The organism is Nonomuraea sp. NPDC050536 (assembly GCF_044457685.1).
GTDB lineage: Bacteria > Actinomycetota > Actinomycetes > Streptosporangiales > Streptosporangiaceae > Nonomuraea.
The window spans coordinates 447,095-462,502 of sequence record NZ_JBITHD010000005.1 but is presented as its reverse complement, the minus strand read 5'-3'; the positions used below and the strand labels follow the sequence as shown (position 1 = coordinate 462,502).

Below are 15,408 nucleotides of genomic sequence, written 5' to 3'. Positions count from 1 at the left end.
ACTCGCCGTATCCGGACAAGGCGCGAGATCTAGCCGGGGCCCGCTCCGCGGCCGGACCACTTGATCTCGTAGGGGCGGAGCGTGACCTGCTGGCCGTCGACCGTGGCCGTGACGGCCGTGTCGGCGGTGTTGACCATGACCAGCTGCTGCTGCTGGGCCAGCACGTGGATCCGTGGATCAGAGGCCTGCACCTGGTCGAGCTGCGCCCCGGCGGGGAACCACCTGGCGAAGCCGCTGAGCAGGCCCGCCATCGGCATCTCCGTGCCGCGCCCGGGCGTCCACAGGCAGCCGCGGCAGTCGCCGCCGCCCTTCTGCTGCGGGTTCCAGTACAGCGCCGACGTCACGCCGCTCCTGGCGAACTCCATCATCGCCGTGGCCTGCACCGCGACCCGCTTGTCCTCGCTCCAGCCGGAGTTCTCCGGCTCGACGTACCACTCGGCCCACCACACCGGCATGTCGTTGCTCTTCTGCCGCAGCCAGTTGGTGATGGCGCCGAACTTGGCCTGCGCCTTGAAGTCGTCGGGCACGTTGGCCTTGTCGTTGGTCATCGACGCGCCGTCGACGACGATGAAGTCGGCGCCCTTCTTGTGCTCGAGCCAGTACTCGATCGCGTCGAGCGCGCGCTGGTCGACCGTCCCCCAGGGCCCGCTGATCTCCGACGCGCTCTTGCGGCTGTCGCTCTCGACCGGGATGTACGGCCCGCCGACCTGGATGTCTTTGTTGACCTTCTTCAGTGCTGTGTAGACCTTGTTGTACAACTCGGTGTACCCCTCGACGTCCCACCGGTTGGTCGCGGGGTCCCAGAAGCCCTTGAACTCGTTCCACACCAGGTAGTACTTGACCGTCGGGTACTGCCGGGCGACCTGGGCGGCCAGCTTGGCGAAGTCGTCGTAGTTCTCCTTCTTGGGAGCGACCGTCGGATTCTTGCTCCAGTCGGTCCGCCCCGGCTGCCCGCCCTTCATCCAGTCGGGCGCGCAGCACAGCGTGACGACCGGCATCGCCCGCGAGGAGGCCATGAACTTCAGCCGCCGGTCGAGATCGTGGAAGTTGAACTGGCCGGGGTTCGGCTCGGGGTTGTTCACGCCCCAGCCCATGATGTGCTGGTTCTGCAGCATCGGCACCCGGCCGAGCACGCCCTTGGCCTGCTCGGTGACCTGGCGCGGCTCGTTGTCCGCGCTGTACTGGGTGTGCGTCACGCCCCAGCGCGGCCAGCTCTCCACCGCGGGCGGCGGCTCGAGCGAGGGTGCCGGCTCCGTGGGCCCCACCTTGGCCACCTCGCCGCCCCGGAAGTCACCCTGGGAGCTCTTCTTGAGCCCGGTGTAGACCATGATCGCCACGACCAGCAGCACGGCGAGGATGCCCGCTCCGACGGCAATCGGCCACGGTGAACGCCTGCGGGCATGTCGACCATCGGTCGGAATCACCGGACCTCCATCCGAAGCAAAGGCCAGGCACCTCGCCTGGCCTTGACAACCGTATCCGCCCGACTTGCATCCGACTTGCGGTCGATCAGGGCGAGGGCGGCCGCTGCCCGCCGGCGGGCCCGGGGACCCCGGCGTACCTGTAGGGGACAGGCTGCCGACCAGGCTGTACAACGAGCAGGGTGCCCGGTTCCTCAGCATAGAAGGCGGATTCCACCGCGGCGGCCACGTCGGCCGCGCTCAGCAGCGGGAACCCGGCGTTGACGAACATCTCCCGCGCCCCGGCCACGAGCGGCGTGTCCGTGAAGCCCGGGCACACCGCGCCGATCCTGATCTTCTCCTTGGCCAGCGGCACGGCCATCGCCCTGACCAGGCCGACCACGGCATGCTTGGTCATCGTGTAGATCGGATCGCCGTCGTAGGCCACCAGCCCGGCCAGCGACGAGGTGGCCACGATGGCGCCGCCGCCGGACCGCCTGAGCAGCGGCCTGGCGGCCGTGATGCCGAACACCACGCCGTCGATGTTCACCCCGACCGCCCTGCGGTAGGTCTCCAGGTCGAAGGCGTCCATGTTCACACCGCTCGAGATCCCGGCGTTGAGGTGGACCAGGTCGAGCCTGCCGTACTGCTGCGCGCACAGGTCCACGGCGCGCTGCGAGGCTTCCTCGGTGCTGACGTCGGCCTGCAGCCAAGTGCCGCCGACCTCCTTGGCCATCCGCTCGGCGCCGTCACCGTCGAGGTCGACCAGCACGCAGGTGGCGCCGCCCGTCGACAGCCGCCGCGCCACCGCCGCCCCGATGCCGCTCGCCGCTCCGGTGATCAGTGCGACAGTACTCATGGCAGGTCCTCTCCGAGCATCCGATGGGCGCGGGCGATGAGCGTGGGTACGGCGGAGCCGATGCGGTCGAATCCCTCCCCAACGGTCTTACCCTGACGGAACCGGGCGTGAATACCCTCCACGATGACCGCGAGCTTGAAATTGCCGAAGGCCACGTAGAACCCGAGATCGGAAATGTCGCGACCGGAGACCTTCGCGTAGTGCGCGGCGAACTCGGCGGCGTTCATGAACCCGGGGGCGAGCGTGACGTCCCCGGCCACCGGGATCCCCGCCCGCTCGTCGTCGCCCGGGTCGTGCCAGTACGTCAGCGTGAGCCCGAGATCGGCGAGCGGATCCCCCAGGGTGGACATCTCCCAGTCCACCACGGCCAGGATCTCCGGCGGCGCCAGCCGTACCAGCGTGTTGTCCAAGCGATAGTCGCCGTGCACGAGCGTGCTCTCGCCCGAGGCGGGCAACCGGTCGCGCAGGCGGGCGACCAACCGGTCGTACTCGGGCAGATCGGCCGTCTTCGACCGCTCCCACTGCTGGCACCACCGCTCCAGCTGCCTGGCCAGGTATCCGTTGGGACGCCCGAAGTCGCCCAGCCCCACCTCCTGGTAGTCGACCGCGTGGATGGCGGCCAGCACTTCGGCCAGGCGCTCCGACAGCCGCCGCGTGTCCCCGGGGGACGGCGCGCCGAGCTCCTCGCGGGTCCGCACCGTCTCGCCCTCGACGTGGCCCATCAGGTAGAAGGGCGCGCCGATGACGTCCTCGTCGGCGCAGAAGGCCACCGGCCCGGGCACGGGAACGGGCGTGCCGGCCAGCGCCGAGATCACCCGGAACTCGCGCCGCATGTCGTGCGCGGTCGGCAGCACATGCCCGAGCGGCGGGCGGCGCAGCACGAGCCGGCGGTCGCGGGCCTCGACGAGGTAGGTCAGGTTCGACTTGCCGCCGGAGATCAGCGAGACGGACAGGGGCTCGCCCGCCTCGGGCACGTGCTCGGCCATCCACGTGACCAGCCGCGGCCAGTCAATCCCAGGTACGGTCATGGACACACAGTAGAACGTGACTCGGTTCTTAACACAGCCTCAGAGTTGTGTAACGTTCCTGGTCCGACCACATAACCCTCTACGAGATCCTTTACTCTGGGGATACACGTCTGCCCGCATGCTGTACAGAGGAAGCATGCCGACAGTAGGAGCCCATGCGCGTCACAGTTGCTCACCCCCGTGAGCTGGGAGAACCCGAAGTGAGCCGATGGCGGGCTCTGCAGGATGCCGACCCCGCCTTCGACAATCCCTTCCTGTCTCCGGAGTTCACGCTCACGGTCGGCCAACTGCGCGACATGGTCCGCGTCGCGGTGCTTTACGACGGCTCCGACATCGTCGGATTCTTTCCCTTTGAGCAACATTTTCCGGGCATCGGAAAGCCGGTGGCGGCAGGCCTCACCGATGCCCAGGGACTGGTGTACGCCAAGGACGCGGAGATCGACGCGCGCTGGCTCATCAAGGAGTGCGGGCTCGGCGTGTACGAGTTCGACCACCTGGTCGCCGGGCAGCCACTACTGCCCGACCGCTACGAGAAGCACCCGTCGCCGATCATCGACCTGCGTGTCGGTTACGAGCGGTACACCGAGTCGCTGCGCGTCAACTCCGGCAAGACGTACAAGACCACCCTGGCCAAGCAGCGCAAGCTGCAGCGTGACGTGGGTGAGATCCGTCACGATTTCGCCACCACCGACCAGGAGCCGCTGCACACGCTGCTGAGCTGGAAGACCGACCAGTACCGGCGTACCGGGCGCACCGACCGCTTCGCCCACAAGTGGATCGTGGAGCTGGTCGAGCGCCTGCTGGCCACCCAGACGGAGTCGTTCGCCGGCGTCCTGGACATGGTCTACGCCGACGGCCTTCCCGTCGCCGGTCACTTCGGGCTGCGCACGCGCACCACGCTGTCCGGCTGGTTCCCCGCCTACGACACCAGCTACGCCAAGTACTCGCCCGGGCTCATCCACCACCTGGCCATGGCCGAGCAGGCCGCCGCCGCCGGCATCCAGGTCATCGACATGGGCCGCGGCCAGAAGGAGTACAAGGAGAAGCTCAAGAACGGCGAGCTCGCGGTCGCCGAGGGGCGCGTGGCCCGCACCAGCGTGGGGGCCGGGGCCCACTGGATGCTGCGCGTCCCGGTCCGCAAGACCCGCGCCACGGTGCTGGCCAACCCGCTGCTGCACAGGACCGCCGACCGGGCGCTGAAGACGTTCGGCCGGCTGCGCACCGCCCTGCAGTCGTGAGGCTCCTCGCGGAGCGCACGGGCAGGCACTGCCTGCTGCTGCCCTCCAACCGGCTCGGCCTCTACCTCGCGCTGCGCCACTGGACGACGCCCGGGCAGCGGCTGCTCATGTCACCGATCTCGGCCGACGAGATCCTCTTCCTGGTGCTGGCGGCCGGGCTCCGGCCGGTTATCGCGCCGGTCTCGCCGCGCGACGGCAACATCGACGCCTCCCGCGTGGACCTGTCCCAGGTGGACGCGGTCCTCACCACGAACCTGTACGGCCTGCCCGACCAGCCGACCGCCTTCTCCGGAAAAATCCTGATCGAAGATGTCGCGCACGCGATGGAGACCACCGTGGACGGGCGGCCCCTGGGCACGTTCGGCCAGGCGGGGGTCTTCAGCCTGTCGAAGCATCCGGGTGCCGGCTCGGGCGGGGTGCTCGCCGTACCGGAGCTGTCGGATCTGCGGGCTCTGGAGCGCGAGCGCGACAGGCTGCTCGAGCCGGGAAACCTGCGCGCCGAGCTGTTCGCCGTGGCCACCTCGATGGCCCGCCAGGCGGCGCTGAGGCTCGACCTGGTGCGTCCCGCGCTGCGGCTCATGCGCGCGCTCGGCATGCAGGAGGAGCGCGAGGGCTACCGCATCGCGCTGCAGGCCGACGCCCTGGAGGTCGCGCTCAAGCAGGCCCCCGCGCTGCCGCCGCTGGACGCCTGGGTGCGGGCGGACCTGCACGACTACCGGGCGCGCCGCGGCCGGGTGGCCCGCTGGTACCAGGCTCGCCGCCTGGCCAAGGTGCCCGCCGACCGGGCCCGGCGGCTGGCCGGGGTACGCCTGCTCGCCGGCCTGCCCACGGTCGCCGGCGCCGTCCACGACCACCTCGACCAGCCGCTCTTCCGGGTTCCGCTGCTGGTCGACGACCGCGACGCGGCCATCGGGGCGCTCGAGTCCCGCGGCGTCGCCACGGGCTACCTCTACGACCCGCCCTACGACGACTACGCCCCCGCCTTCGTCGTCGCCTCACCCGACCCGGGACCCGCCCGGCACTGGTGCCGCCACGTCCTCCCGGTCGACCCCGTCTACGCCCACCGCGCCCTCCCCGTCCTGCGCACGCTGAGCCCACCTTCCTGACGCCGCATAAGCGGAGAGCCTTCAGGGTGAGGATGAGCGGACGAGGCGGATGAAGGCCTTGAGACCCGTGATGAGCTCCTGGTTGTCGTGGGCGCGGTCGACGGTCTCCTCGAAGCGGCGGGCCATCGCCTCGATGCGGCGGCCCTGGTCGCGGTCGGCGGCCTCGGTGGTGGCGCTGACCAGCGCCAGGTCGCGGCGGAGCCGGTCGGCTTCCTCCAGCAGGAAGCCGACCGAGGTGTCGATGCGCGTCACCCGGTCCCGCAGCTCGATGACGTCGAGCGGCGGGTGGTGCGCCTCGCCGGACATCGCCGACAGCCGGGCTCTGACGTGCGCGAAGTAGGCGGCGGCCGGGCGGAAGGCGATGGCGAGCAGGTAGAAGCCGGAGAAGTAGTAGCCGAGCTGGACCCCGGCGAAGTAGGTGATCACTGCGACGGCGGCCGCGGAGATCACGTGCCCGCCGATGGCCAGGCGGAGCAGGCGCCGAGCCATCGTGGCGGCCTCGACGTCGCGCTCGACGGGAACGTCGATGCCGCGGGCACGGGATTCCGGCAGTTCCCTGAGGACGCCCCGGGCCGTGAAGTACAGGTTCCACGGGACCGTGAGCAGGACGATCAGCCAGACCAGGAAGATCGCGCCCACACCCAGCGACAGCAGCGTCGACAGCGCCACGCCCGCATAGAGGATCAGCCACGCGGTGAAGGCCACTAAGGCCAGCGAAACCAGCAATATCCACCATTTCATGGCTTCAGGGTGAACTCCGGTGGGACCCGCGGGAAGCGCTCGACTACTCAATCGAGCTGATGAGTTCCGCCACGATCTGGCAGCCGCGTTTCACTTCCGACAGGGAGGCAGAGCCGTACCCGATGACCAGACCGTGCAGGCGCGCGCGGTCGTGGTGGTGGCGCTCGGTGGAGTCCAGGAGCACGCCGCGCTCGCGGGCCGCGGCGATGATCCCGGGCACCAGCGCGTCCGGCAGCTCGGCCAGCACGTGCAGGCCGGCCGTGTCGCCGTGCAGGCGGCAGACCTTGCCGAGCACCTCGACCACCACGGCCCGGCGCCGGGCGTACTCCAGGCGCATCCGCCGCAGGTGCCTGTCCAGGTCGCCGCTCTCCAGCAGCGTGGCCACGGCCTGCTGCACCGGCCCGCTGGTACGGTCGCCCAGCTCGTCGCGGAGCGCCGCGATCGTGGCGAGCAGCTCGGGCGAGCCGACCAGCCAGCCCACGCCCACGTCCGGCGCCAGCGACTTCGACAGCGTGCCGAGCAGCACCACGCGCGCGGGGTCGAGCCCGTAGAGCGCGGGCAGCGGCGCCACGTCGTAGCGGAACTCGGCGTCGTAGTCGTCCTCCACGATCATCGCGCCGGTCCGCCGCGACCAGGCGAGCAGCCGTTCCCTGCGGGAGATCGGCAGCCGCCCGCCCAGCGGGTACTGGTGCGCGGGCGTGGTGTAGAGCAGCGCGAGGTCCTCGGGGAGCCCGTCCACGATCACGCCGTCCTCGTCGACCGGGCACGGCACGATCTCCGCGCCCCGGGCCGCGAACACCGAGCGCGCCACCCGGTAGCCGGGATCCTCGACCCCCACCCGCGCCTTGGGGCCGAGCAGCGCCAGCGCTACCAGGTCCATCCCGTTGCCGGTGCCCCTGGTGACCAGGATGTTCTCCGGGCCGACGGCCACGGACCTGGCCCTCCTGAGGTGGCCGGCCAGCAGCTCTCTCAGGTACGGCAGGCCGTACGGGTCGGGGTTGGCGCCCGGCGGGAGGTCGGCGGCCTTGCGCCAGGCGCGTTTCCACGCGGCCTTGTCGTAGTCGCGCACCCAGGGGTTGCCGGGGATGAGGTCGATGGCTTCCGCCTGGCTCCGCCGTACCTCTTGCTTGCCGGCGCGGCGGGGGTGGGAACGCTCAGCGGGGGGCGTGAAGACCTCGACGGCGGCGACGTAGGTGCCTGAGCCGTGACGGCCCTCGAGCCAGCCCTCGGCGTACAGCTGCTGGAACGCCTCCGTGACCACGGTGCGGCTGACCTGGAGCTGCCCGGCCAGGCCGCGCGAGGACGGCAGCCGCTCGCCGGGTGCGAGGGTTCCTGAGTGCATGGCGGCCCGCAGCCAGTCGGCCAGCTGGGTGGACAGCGGCACGGAGGACTCGCGGGACAGGGTGACGGGCAGGTCGTGCACGGAAGTGGTCTCCGGAAAGCGGTCAATAGTGGCCATACAGGATAGGTCCACTGTCTCACTACCGTGAGTGACATGCTCTCCACCACGCCCCGCACCACCCTCGGCCGCGAGAAGCACCGCGGCAGCACCGACCGCACCGACCTGTACGAGGTGCTGGACTCCGGGCTGATCTGCCACCTGGGCGTGGTGCTCGACGGCCACCCGATGGTGATCCCGACCGGCTACGGCCGCATCGGCGAGACCCTCTACCTGCACGGCTCGACGGGCGCCAAGTCGCTCAGGGCGGGCGACGGCACGGAGGTGTGCGTCACGGTCACGCACGTGGACGGCATCGTGCTGGCCCGCTCGATCTTCAACCACTCCGTCAACTACCGTTCCGCGATCATCTACGGCACGGCCAGGCTCGTCACCGACGAGGCCGAGCGCCTGGACGGCCTGCGGGCGCTCACGGACCAGCTCGCGCCGGGGCAGTGGGACTACGCCAGGAAGCCCTCCCGCAAGGAGCTGGCGGCCACGGCCGTGCTGGCGCTGTCGCTGGAGGAGGCGTCGGTGAAGATCCGCGGCGGAGCGCCAGAGGACGAGGACGAGGACTACGCGCTGCCGGTGTGGGCCGGGGTGCTGCCGCTGGTGACGGCATGGGGAGCGCCGGAGCCCGATCCCGTGCTCCAAGATGGCATCGAGATGCCTGTTCACATCGCGGCTCGTGAGTAGTTCCATAATTCAGGAACCACCTGGCCAACCTTTCTCCTAGATCCTGCGTCTCATCAGGTGGGCCGAACTCCTGATGGGAGATCGCTATGGAGTGGAGTGCCCCGGGTTACACGGAGGTACGGCAGCTCGGCACGGGGGCGAGCGGGCGAGTCGTGCTGGCCGTACACGACGACACGGGCGTGAAGGTCGCGATCAAGTATCTCGACGAGCGGTTACGTGCCGACCCGGTGGCGCTGGCCAGGTTCCAGGCCGAGGCCAGGATGCTGGTGACGCTGCGGGATCAGCACATCGCCACGCTGTGGGAGTACATCCAGGACCGCTACGGCGCGGCCATCGTGATGGAGCTGGTCAACGGCGTCTCGCTGCGTGCGCTGCTGCGCGAGAACGGCACGACCGGTCCCGAGGCGGCGCTGGTCGTGTTGAAGGGCTCGCTGCTCGGCCTGGCCAGGGCGCACGGGCTCGGCCTGGTCCACCGTGACTACAAGCCGGAGAACGTGCTGGTCAGGGACGACGGCGTGAGCAAGCTCGTCGACTTCGGCATCGCGGTCACGCAGGGCACCGTCTCGCATCCCGAGGGTACGCCGCCGTACATGGCGCCGGAGATGTGGGAGGGGCTGCCCGCCTCCCCCGCCACGGACGTCTACGCCGCGACCGCGGTGTTCTTCGAGTGCCTGACCGGGCACCGGCCCTACCGCTCCACCGAGCCCAGCGTGCTGGGCTACCAGCACCTGCACGCGCCGATCCCGGCGCACGACGCGCCCGAGCCGGTTCGTGAGCTGATCATGCGCGGGCTGGCCAAGGACCCGGCCGACCGTCCGGCCGGCGCGCAGGCGTTCGTGACCGAGCTGGAGGAGACCGCCCGCGGCGCCTACGGCGAGGACTGGGAGGAGCGCGGACGCCGCCGGCTGGCCGCGCTGGTGCTGCTGCTCGGCCTGCTGCTGCCGATGCCGCGGACGCCGCCGACCACCGCCGAGGTGACGACCTCCTTCTTCCGCACGGTGTTCCGCGCGATGCGGCACAACGCGGTACGGCTGGCCGCGGGCGTGTCCGTGGCCGTCGCGATCGCCGTGGTCGTGGTGGTCGTGCTGGCCAACTACAACCGCAGGGCGACGCCCATCGACGTGGCGGCCGCCGTGCCCACGCACTCCACGGGAGGCGCCGCCGAGGTCGGCCCCACAGACCCCGAGGTCTCCCCCGAGACGGTGGTGACGCCGACCATCACCCCGTCGCTGGCCGCCGAGGTCCCCTCGACCACCCCGGCCACCACGCAGCCGCCGACGACCAAGCCGCCCACCACGAGCGCTCCCCCGACGACCCATCCACCCACGACCGCGCCCCCCACCACGAAGCCACCGACCACCCAGCCCCCGACCACGCAACCGCCGACCACCAAGCCGCCCACGAGCGCTCCCCCGACCACGCCCGCGCCGCCGCCACTGGCCGTGTCGGACCTGTCGGTCGGCGGCGTGACGGTCGACGCGAACGGCTTGGCCTCCGGCACGGTCGCGTTCTCCGCCAACCGCACCGACGCGGTCACCGCCACCGCGACGTGGACGGTGGGCGGGCAGGCCGTACGCTCGCAGACGCTGAAGCTGGCCGGCGCGAAGTCCTACTCCCGCACGCTCAGCCTGGACCTCGGCGAGCGCCCGTGCGGCAAGACCGTGACGCTCACGGTCAAGACCGCGCCCACGGCGCCCGGCGGCGCGAAGAGCGGCTCCTTCGCGGTGCCCGAATGCCCGGCCGAGGTGACCAAGCTGAGCGTCGCGGTCTCCATGGACGGCACCGGGCGCAACGCGCGGGCGCAGGCCCGGGTGGTGACCAGCGGCACCGGCAAGGTCCCGCTCACGCTCGCGTTCCTCGTCAACGGCGACCGCGTGGCCTCGCGCTCCGCCACCCTGTCAGGGAGTACGGCCTACTCCCCCGCGTTCACGCACACCTTCGCCAGTTGCCCGCACGGCGCGACGGTGTCGGTGCGGCTGACCGCGGGCGGCAAGGACGCCTCCGCGGAGACCAAGGTCGACTGCCCCGCGGGCGTGCAGAAGGTGTCGATCGCGCGCTCGGCCGTGACCGCGAGCGGGCTGGCCGTCGCCGTCGTCGCCGTCACCACCGACAACGACCAGGCCGTACGGCTGAGCGTCACGTTCACGCTGGCCGGGCGGACCGCCACCGAGACCATGACGCTGTCGGGACAGACGTCCTACACCGAGAAGGTGGCGCACAACTTCGACGCGGCGGCCTGCGGCTCGGCCTGGCGCATGGTGGCCGCCACCAACCCGGCGGCCGGCTCGGGTTCCGACTCGGCCGTCGGCAACCTGCCCGACTGCCAGTCGGAAACCCCCGCGCCGGAGGACTCCGGCGGTGACAGCCCAGGGTGATGGCTTGACAGGGGAATGTCCGGTTTCTCGACTTATCCGGGGAACGAGGCGGGAAAGGGCTGTTGCCAGTTAAGCTACGGTCCGTCTGTTCAGGGTGGGGGCCCAGACGACTCCAGAGGAGACCGTTGATGCACGGTGATGGGCAGTGGAGGGTCCCCGGGTACAGCGAGGTCAGGGAGCTTGGCACCGGAGCCGCCGGGCGCGTCATGCTCGCTCGCCGTGACCACGACGACGCCGAGGTCGCCATCAAGTACCTGGCCGACCAGCTCAGATCCGACGTCGGTTTCGTGGCCAGGTTCCGGCACGAGGCCCGCCTGCTGGGCACGATGCGCACCCCCTACAACGCCCAGCTGATCGACTACGTGGAGTCGGGCGAGGGCTCGGCCATCGTGATGGAGCTGGTCAACGGCGTCTCCCTGCGCGAGGTCCTCAGGTCGGAGGGCCCCACGGGTCCCGAGGCGGCGCTGACCGTGCTGAAGGGCTCGCTCAAGGGCCTGGCCGCGGCGCACGCGATCGGCGTGGTGCACCGCGACTTCAAGCCGGAGAACGTGATCGTCCAGGGCGACGGCACCAGCAAGCTCGTCGACTTCGGCATCGCGGTCCGCGCCGGGCAGGGCGCCAACGCCGCGGGCACCCCGCCGTACATGGCCCCCGAGCAGTGGACGGGCTCCCCGGCCGCGCCCGCCACCGACGTCTACGCGGCGACCGTGGTCTTCTTCGAGTGCCTGACCGGCACGCGCCCCTACCGGGCCGCCAACGTCGCCGCGCTGGCCCGCCAGCACCACAGCACCCCGCCGCCGGTCGAGGAGGTGCCGGTCCCGCTGCAGGGCCTGATCGAGCGCGGCCTGGCCAAGCACCCCGCCGAGCGGCCGCCGACCGCCGAGGCGTTCCTGACCGAGCTGGAGGCGGTGGCCGCCGAGGCGTACGGCGCCGACTGGGAGGAGCGGGGGCGCCGCCGACTGGCCCGGCTGGCCGGTCTGCTGCTCGTGCTGTTCCCGACGTCGCCCGATGCTCCGGCCGAAGTGCAGAGCTCGCTGGCGGAGACGACGTTCGGCGAGCCCTCGAAGCTGCTCGCCAAGCTGTCGGCGAAGATCGTGGTGGGCACGGTCAGCATCGGCGCGGTGGTCGCCGTGGCGATCGTGCTGGTGAACTCCGTGAGCCACAAGGCCCAGTTGCAGGCGCAGACCACCCAGGCCACACCGAGCATCGCCGCCCCCGCCACGGACGCGGCCGCGCCCACGGACGAGCCGGCCTCGGAGAACGCGCCGACGCCCACGCCCACCGACTCCCTGTCGGACACGCCGACACCCGGCCCCACGACCAGCAGCGCCGCACCGCCGCCGCTGCCCACCAAGACGGCCACGCCCACCCCGAGCCCGTCGAAGACGGCCACCAGGACGCCCAAACCCAAGCCGAGCAAGACCTCGACGAAGAAGCCGACGCCGAGCGACACCCCCGAGCCGGACATCACCGGCAAGGTCGGCACCAGGGAGCCCGGCGCGTCCACCTCCGCCGCGCCCACCCCCACCCCGACCCCGACGCCGCCCACGGGCAGGCCCTCGGCCTCCTCGCCGCCGCCCTCGACGACCGAGCCGAGCCCGTCGGGTGAGACGCCGCCCACGGGCCGCGAGACGCCCACCGTCACCCCGACGCCGAGCCCCGAGACGGTCCCCGCCGGCCTGCTGGCGCTGGGACTGGTGACGTCGGGCGCGGTTCCCGTCACACTTGCGGTGAAACGGCGGATGGCGGGACGGCACCGTAGGAAGCGCTGAGAGGCGTCCGGGGGGCAACGGCGGGATGGACAACGACAGGAACGGGATCGCCGGATTCCGGCTGACCCAGCACACCTGGATCACCGAGCTGGGCAACTGGATCGACGCGATCACGCCCGACGGACGCAGGGCCGGCGCGCTGCTCTTCGACTCGAAGATCATCGCGCTGCCCGGAGTGCGCGACCGCGTCGTGGCCGCGGTCCTGGCCGACCAGCGCCTGGCGCAGGGCGGGCTGGGCGGCCTGATCGGGGTGGCCGACGTGGTGGCCGCGGGCGACCAGGTCTGGCTGCTCACCGACCAGGCGGTCAGCCCGACCCTGTCGGACCTGATGGGCGCGGGCGCGGTCGATCCCGGCGGCGCGGCGGCCATCCTGGTCGAGACCGCACAGACGCTGCTCGCGCTGCACTCGGCCGGGCTGGCCCACGGCTCGGTGCACCCGGGCACGGTGGTGGTCGCCGTGGACGGCGCCGCGCTGCTGTCCGAGCGCGGCCTGGCCGACGCGATACGGGGCCAGGCGCCCTCGTTCGAGCGCGACACCACGGCGTGGGCGGCGCTGGCTCGCGGGCTGGCTGCCGCCACGGCGCCGGGCGCGCCCAGGTCCGCCGACCTGTTCGAGCGGGCCGCCGCAGCCGCCAGCACCCGCGGTCTGGCCGCCGCCAGGGACACGCTGCTGGCCGGGCGAGAGGCGCTGCCCGGCGGCGCGATCAGCCGCGACGGGCTGGCGCAGGCCGCGCGTGGCAGGTCCGCGTTCGCCGCGCCGCGGCAGCAGGTGATGGAACGCGACGAGGGCGACATCGTGACGCTGCTGCACGTGCCCGGCCGCACCAACCCCGACCATGCGGTGCACTTCGGTCCAGGCGTGACCACGGAGCCGCCGCTGCTGGGCACCACCGCGGAACGCATCTGGCGCGAGGGCCGTGACCAGCTCACCACCCGGCGCGGTGGGCGGGCGGCCAAGGCGGCCCGGGCCAGGCGGCGCCGTACCGTGATCGCGGCGGCGGTGTTCGCCCTCATCATGGCCGGAGCGTTACTGGCCTGGTTCAGGCTGGGCAGCGCGCCGGAGCTGGCGATCAAGTCGATCGACGTGGCGGCGCCCAAGAAGACGCAGGGCTGCGACAGCTCGGTCAACGTCACCGGCACGATCGTCACCAACGGCGGCGCCGGCGAGATCGCCTACGAATGGCACAAGAACCTGGACAAGGAGGTGGTCAAGCAGACCCTGCGCGCCACCTCTGGCCAGACGGTCTACAAGGTGCCGCTGCGGTGGACGCTCAAGGGCAAGAGCAGCGTCAAGGCCACGGCCACGCTCACGGTGACGACGCCGGGGCCCCAGCTGGACGACAAGGCCACCTTCACCTACAAGTGCTGACGCTGCATATCAAACCGGTTCTTTACTACGCTGACGGGCATGACCACGCAGACCCCCGCGGGCTGGTACCCCGACCCCTACGGATCGCCCCAACTGCGGTGGTGGGACGGCGGCCAGTGGACCGACGCGACCCATCCGCTGGAGCAGCCGGCGCCCCCCGAGCAGGGGTCTGGTCCGCAGTTCCCCCCGGGCCCCTCCTGGACGGACCACCCGGCCAACCCCACGCTGACCTACGGCGAGCCGCTCCAGGGTCAGGGTCAGTACGGCCAGCCGGACCACACCGAGCCGAGCGGTCCCCAGTTCACCCCGCCCCCTGGCGGCTCGCCGTACGGCGGAGCTCCTCTCACCTCGCCCGCTCCTGATGGCTCGCCGTACGGCGGAGCCCAGAGCGGGCCGCAGTTCGGACCTCAGTCCGGGCCGCAGTCCGGGCCTCAGTTCGGACCTCAGTCCGGGCCGCAGCAGGGGGTGCCGCAGTTCGCGCCGCCACCGCAGAGCGGGCCGCAGTACACCGCCCCCCAGTACGGCGCGCCGCCGCAGTACACGGTGCCGGGGGCGGCGCAGCAGCCGCCCGGATACGGGCCGCCGCGGCGGGAGAGCAACCCGCTGCCGTGGGTGTTCGGCGGGCTGGCGGCGCTGGTCGTGGTGGGCCTGATCGTGGTCGGCGCGATCTTCTTCGTCAACCGCGGCTCCGGCAGGCCGACGGCCGACGACACCTACGTGCCGCAGCCGCCGACCACGGGACAGACGCAGGAGCCGCCGCCCTCGACCTCGGTGCCGCAGCAGCTGCCCCAGCCGCAGGACGGCCGCATCACCGACCCGGTCGCGGGCCTGTCGTACGCGCCGCCGTCGGGCTGGCAGGTGCCCGACATCGCCGACGTGAACGGCACGGACCCGCAGGCGCAGGCCTGGTCGAGTGCTGTGCAGCAGACCGCGCAGGCCAAGTACAACGGCAAGAGCGACTGGATCGGCAACGTCTACACCGGCGTGCTCAACGACCTGTTCCCCTACGGCAGTTCGCAGGACCTGCAGAACCTCACGGGCACGGTCTTCATCGACTTCCAGAAGTACTACGACATCCAGCACACCCAGAAGATCGTCCAGAGCAAGGCGATCAAGATCGGTGACAAGGACGCCTGGGTGCTCCAGTTCAAGCTGGACTTCTCTGCGGAGTCGAAGAAGAAGGGCTACAAGTGGAACACCGAGAACGGCGCCATCGTGCTGATGGACCGCGGCGAGGGCGAGCGTCCCGCGATCTTCTACATGTCGGTTCCCGACAATCTGGGCACCAATGTGGTAGAGCAGGTTCTCGCCTCGCTCAAGCCCGCCTGAGCGGTGGCACTAGGCTGGTGGGACAAGCAAGCGGGCGGATGGCTCCGAGCCGCTGGG

The 15,408-nt window shown here is 71.3% G+C and carries 12 protein-coding genes; 7 read left to right on the top strand and 5 right to left on the bottom strand.

The window, feature by feature from the left end:
- Nucleotides 1–29: 29 nt before the first annotated feature.
- From ACIBHX_RS18170 to ACIBHX_RS18160, 3 genes are all read right to left on the bottom strand, one after another.
- Nucleotides 30–1,424: a xylan 1,4-beta-xylosidase gene (locus tag ACIBHX_RS18170; RefSeq protein ID WP_397068244.1), complete on the bottom strand. Its 1,395-nt coding sequence runs from the start codon at nt 1,422–1,424 to the stop codon at nt 30–32.
- A gap of 85 nt (nt 1,425–1,509) precedes the next feature.
- Nucleotides 1,510–2,259: an SDR family oxidoreductase gene (locus ACIBHX_RS18165; protein ID WP_397068243.1), complete on the bottom strand. Its 750-nt coding sequence runs from the start codon at nt 2,257–2,259 to the stop codon at nt 1,510–1,512.
- Nucleotides 2,256–3,287: a phosphotransferase family protein gene (locus ACIBHX_RS18160; RefSeq protein ID WP_397068242.1), complete on the bottom strand. Its 1,032-nt coding sequence runs from the start codon at nt 3,285–3,287 to the stop codon at nt 2,256–2,258. The genes ACIBHX_RS18165 and ACIBHX_RS18160 overlap by 4 nt, the downstream gene beginning before the upstream one ends.
- A gap of 200 nt (nt 3,288–3,487) precedes the next feature.
- Here ACIBHX_RS18160 and ACIBHX_RS18155 point away from each other — a divergent pair, with 200 nt between their 5' ends.
- Complete coding sequence (locus ACIBHX_RS18155; RefSeq protein WP_397068241.1) at nt 3,488–4,525, top strand: GNAT family N-acetyltransferase; 1,038 nt, start codon at nt 3,488–3,490, stop codon at nt 4,523–4,525.
- Nucleotides 4,522–5,631 carry a DegT/DnrJ/EryC1/StrS family aminotransferase gene (locus tag ACIBHX_RS18150; protein ID WP_397068240.1) on the top strand — a complete coding sequence of 370 codons (1,110 nt, stop codon included), beginning with the start codon at nt 4,522–4,524 and terminating at the stop codon, nt 5,629–5,631. Before ACIBHX_RS18155 ends, ACIBHX_RS18150 begins: the two co-directional genes overlap by 4 nt.
- A 21-nt stretch (nt 5,632–5,652) precedes the next feature.
- Here ACIBHX_RS18150 and ACIBHX_RS18145 read toward each other — a convergent pair whose 3' ends face one another.
- Together ACIBHX_RS18145 and ACIBHX_RS18140 are read right to left on the bottom strand one after the other, a co-directional pair.
- The gene (locus ACIBHX_RS18145) at nt 5,653–6,372 is read right to left on the bottom strand and encodes a hypothetical protein (RefSeq protein ID WP_397068239.1); all 720 of its coding nucleotides are present in this window, start codon (nt 6,370–6,372) and stop codon (nt 5,653–5,655) included.
- 43 nt (nt 6,373–6,415) lie between these two features.
- Nucleotides 6,416–7,831: a PLP-dependent aminotransferase family protein gene (locus ACIBHX_RS18140; protein ID WP_397068238.1), complete on the bottom strand. Its 1,416-nt coding sequence runs from the start codon at nt 7,829–7,831 to the stop codon at nt 6,416–6,418.
- 36 nt (nt 7,832–7,867) lie between these two features.
- Here ACIBHX_RS18140 and ACIBHX_RS18135 point away from each other — a divergent pair, with 36 nt between their 5' ends.
- The 5 genes from ACIBHX_RS18135 (at nt 7,868) to ACIBHX_RS18115 (ending at nt 15,351) form a co-directional block, all read left to right on the top strand.
- Nucleotides 7,868–8,506, top strand: coding sequence for a pyridoxamine 5'-phosphate oxidase family protein (locus ACIBHX_RS18135; RefSeq protein WP_397068237.1), 639 nt, complete (start codon nt 7,868–7,870; stop codon nt 8,504–8,506).
- An 86-nt stretch (nt 8,507–8,592) separates the two neighbouring features.
- A complete protein-coding gene (locus ACIBHX_RS18130; RefSeq protein WP_397068236.1) occupies nt 8,593–10,881 on the top strand; it encodes a serine/threonine-protein kinase in 2,289 nt (762 codons plus the stop codon).
- Between the two features lie 128 nt (nt 10,882–11,009).
- A complete protein-coding gene (locus tag ACIBHX_RS18125; protein WP_397068235.1) occupies nt 11,010–12,653 on the top strand; it encodes a protein kinase in 1,644 nt (547 codons plus the stop codon).
- A 25-nt stretch (nt 12,654–12,678) separates the two neighbouring features.
- Nucleotides 12,679–14,022 carry a hypothetical protein gene (locus ACIBHX_RS18120; RefSeq protein ID WP_397068234.1) on the top strand — a complete coding sequence of 448 codons (1,344 nt, stop codon included), beginning with the start codon at nt 12,679–12,681 and terminating at the stop codon, nt 14,020–14,022.
- A 39-nt stretch (nt 14,023–14,061) separates the two neighbouring features.
- Nucleotides 14,062–15,351, top strand: coding sequence for a DUF2510 domain-containing protein (locus ACIBHX_RS18115; RefSeq protein WP_397068233.1), 1,290 nt, complete (start codon nt 14,062–14,064; stop codon nt 15,349–15,351).
- Nucleotides 15,352–15,408 lie beyond the last annotated feature (57 nt).

Coding starts and splice junctions, on each gene's coding strand:
- ACIBHX_RS18165 (WP_397068243.1), bottom strand. CDS start 2,259: ATGAGTACTGTCGCACTGATCACCGGAGCGGCGAGCGGCATCGGGGCG.
- ACIBHX_RS18120 (WP_397068234.1), top strand. CDS start 12,679: ATGGACAACGACAGGAACGGGATCGCCGGATTCCGGCTGACCCAGCAC.
- ACIBHX_RS18145 (WP_397068239.1), bottom strand. CDS start 6,372: ATGAAATGGTGGATATTGCTGGTTTCGCTGGCCTTAGTGGCCTTCACC.
- ACIBHX_RS18125 (WP_397068235.1), top strand. CDS start 11,010: ATGCACGGTGATGGGCAGTGGAGGGTCCCCGGGTACAGCGAGGTCAGG.
- ACIBHX_RS18130 (WP_397068236.1), top strand. CDS start 8,593: ATGGAGTGGAGTGCCCCGGGTTACACGGAGGTACGGCAGCTCGGCACG.
- ACIBHX_RS18140 (WP_397068238.1), bottom strand. CDS start 7,831: ATGGCCACTATTGACCGCTTTCCGGAGACCACTTCCGTGCACGACCTG.
- ACIBHX_RS18115 (WP_397068233.1), top strand. CDS start 14,062: ATGACCACGCAGACCCCCGCGGGCTGGTACCCCGACCCCTACGGATCG.
- ACIBHX_RS18160 (WP_397068242.1), bottom strand. CDS start 3,287: ATGACCGTACCTGGGATTGACTGGCCGCGGCTGGTCACGTGGATGGCC.
- ACIBHX_RS18135 (WP_397068237.1), top strand. CDS start 7,868: ATGCTCTCCACCACGCCCCGCACCACCCTCGGCCGCGAGAAGCACCGC.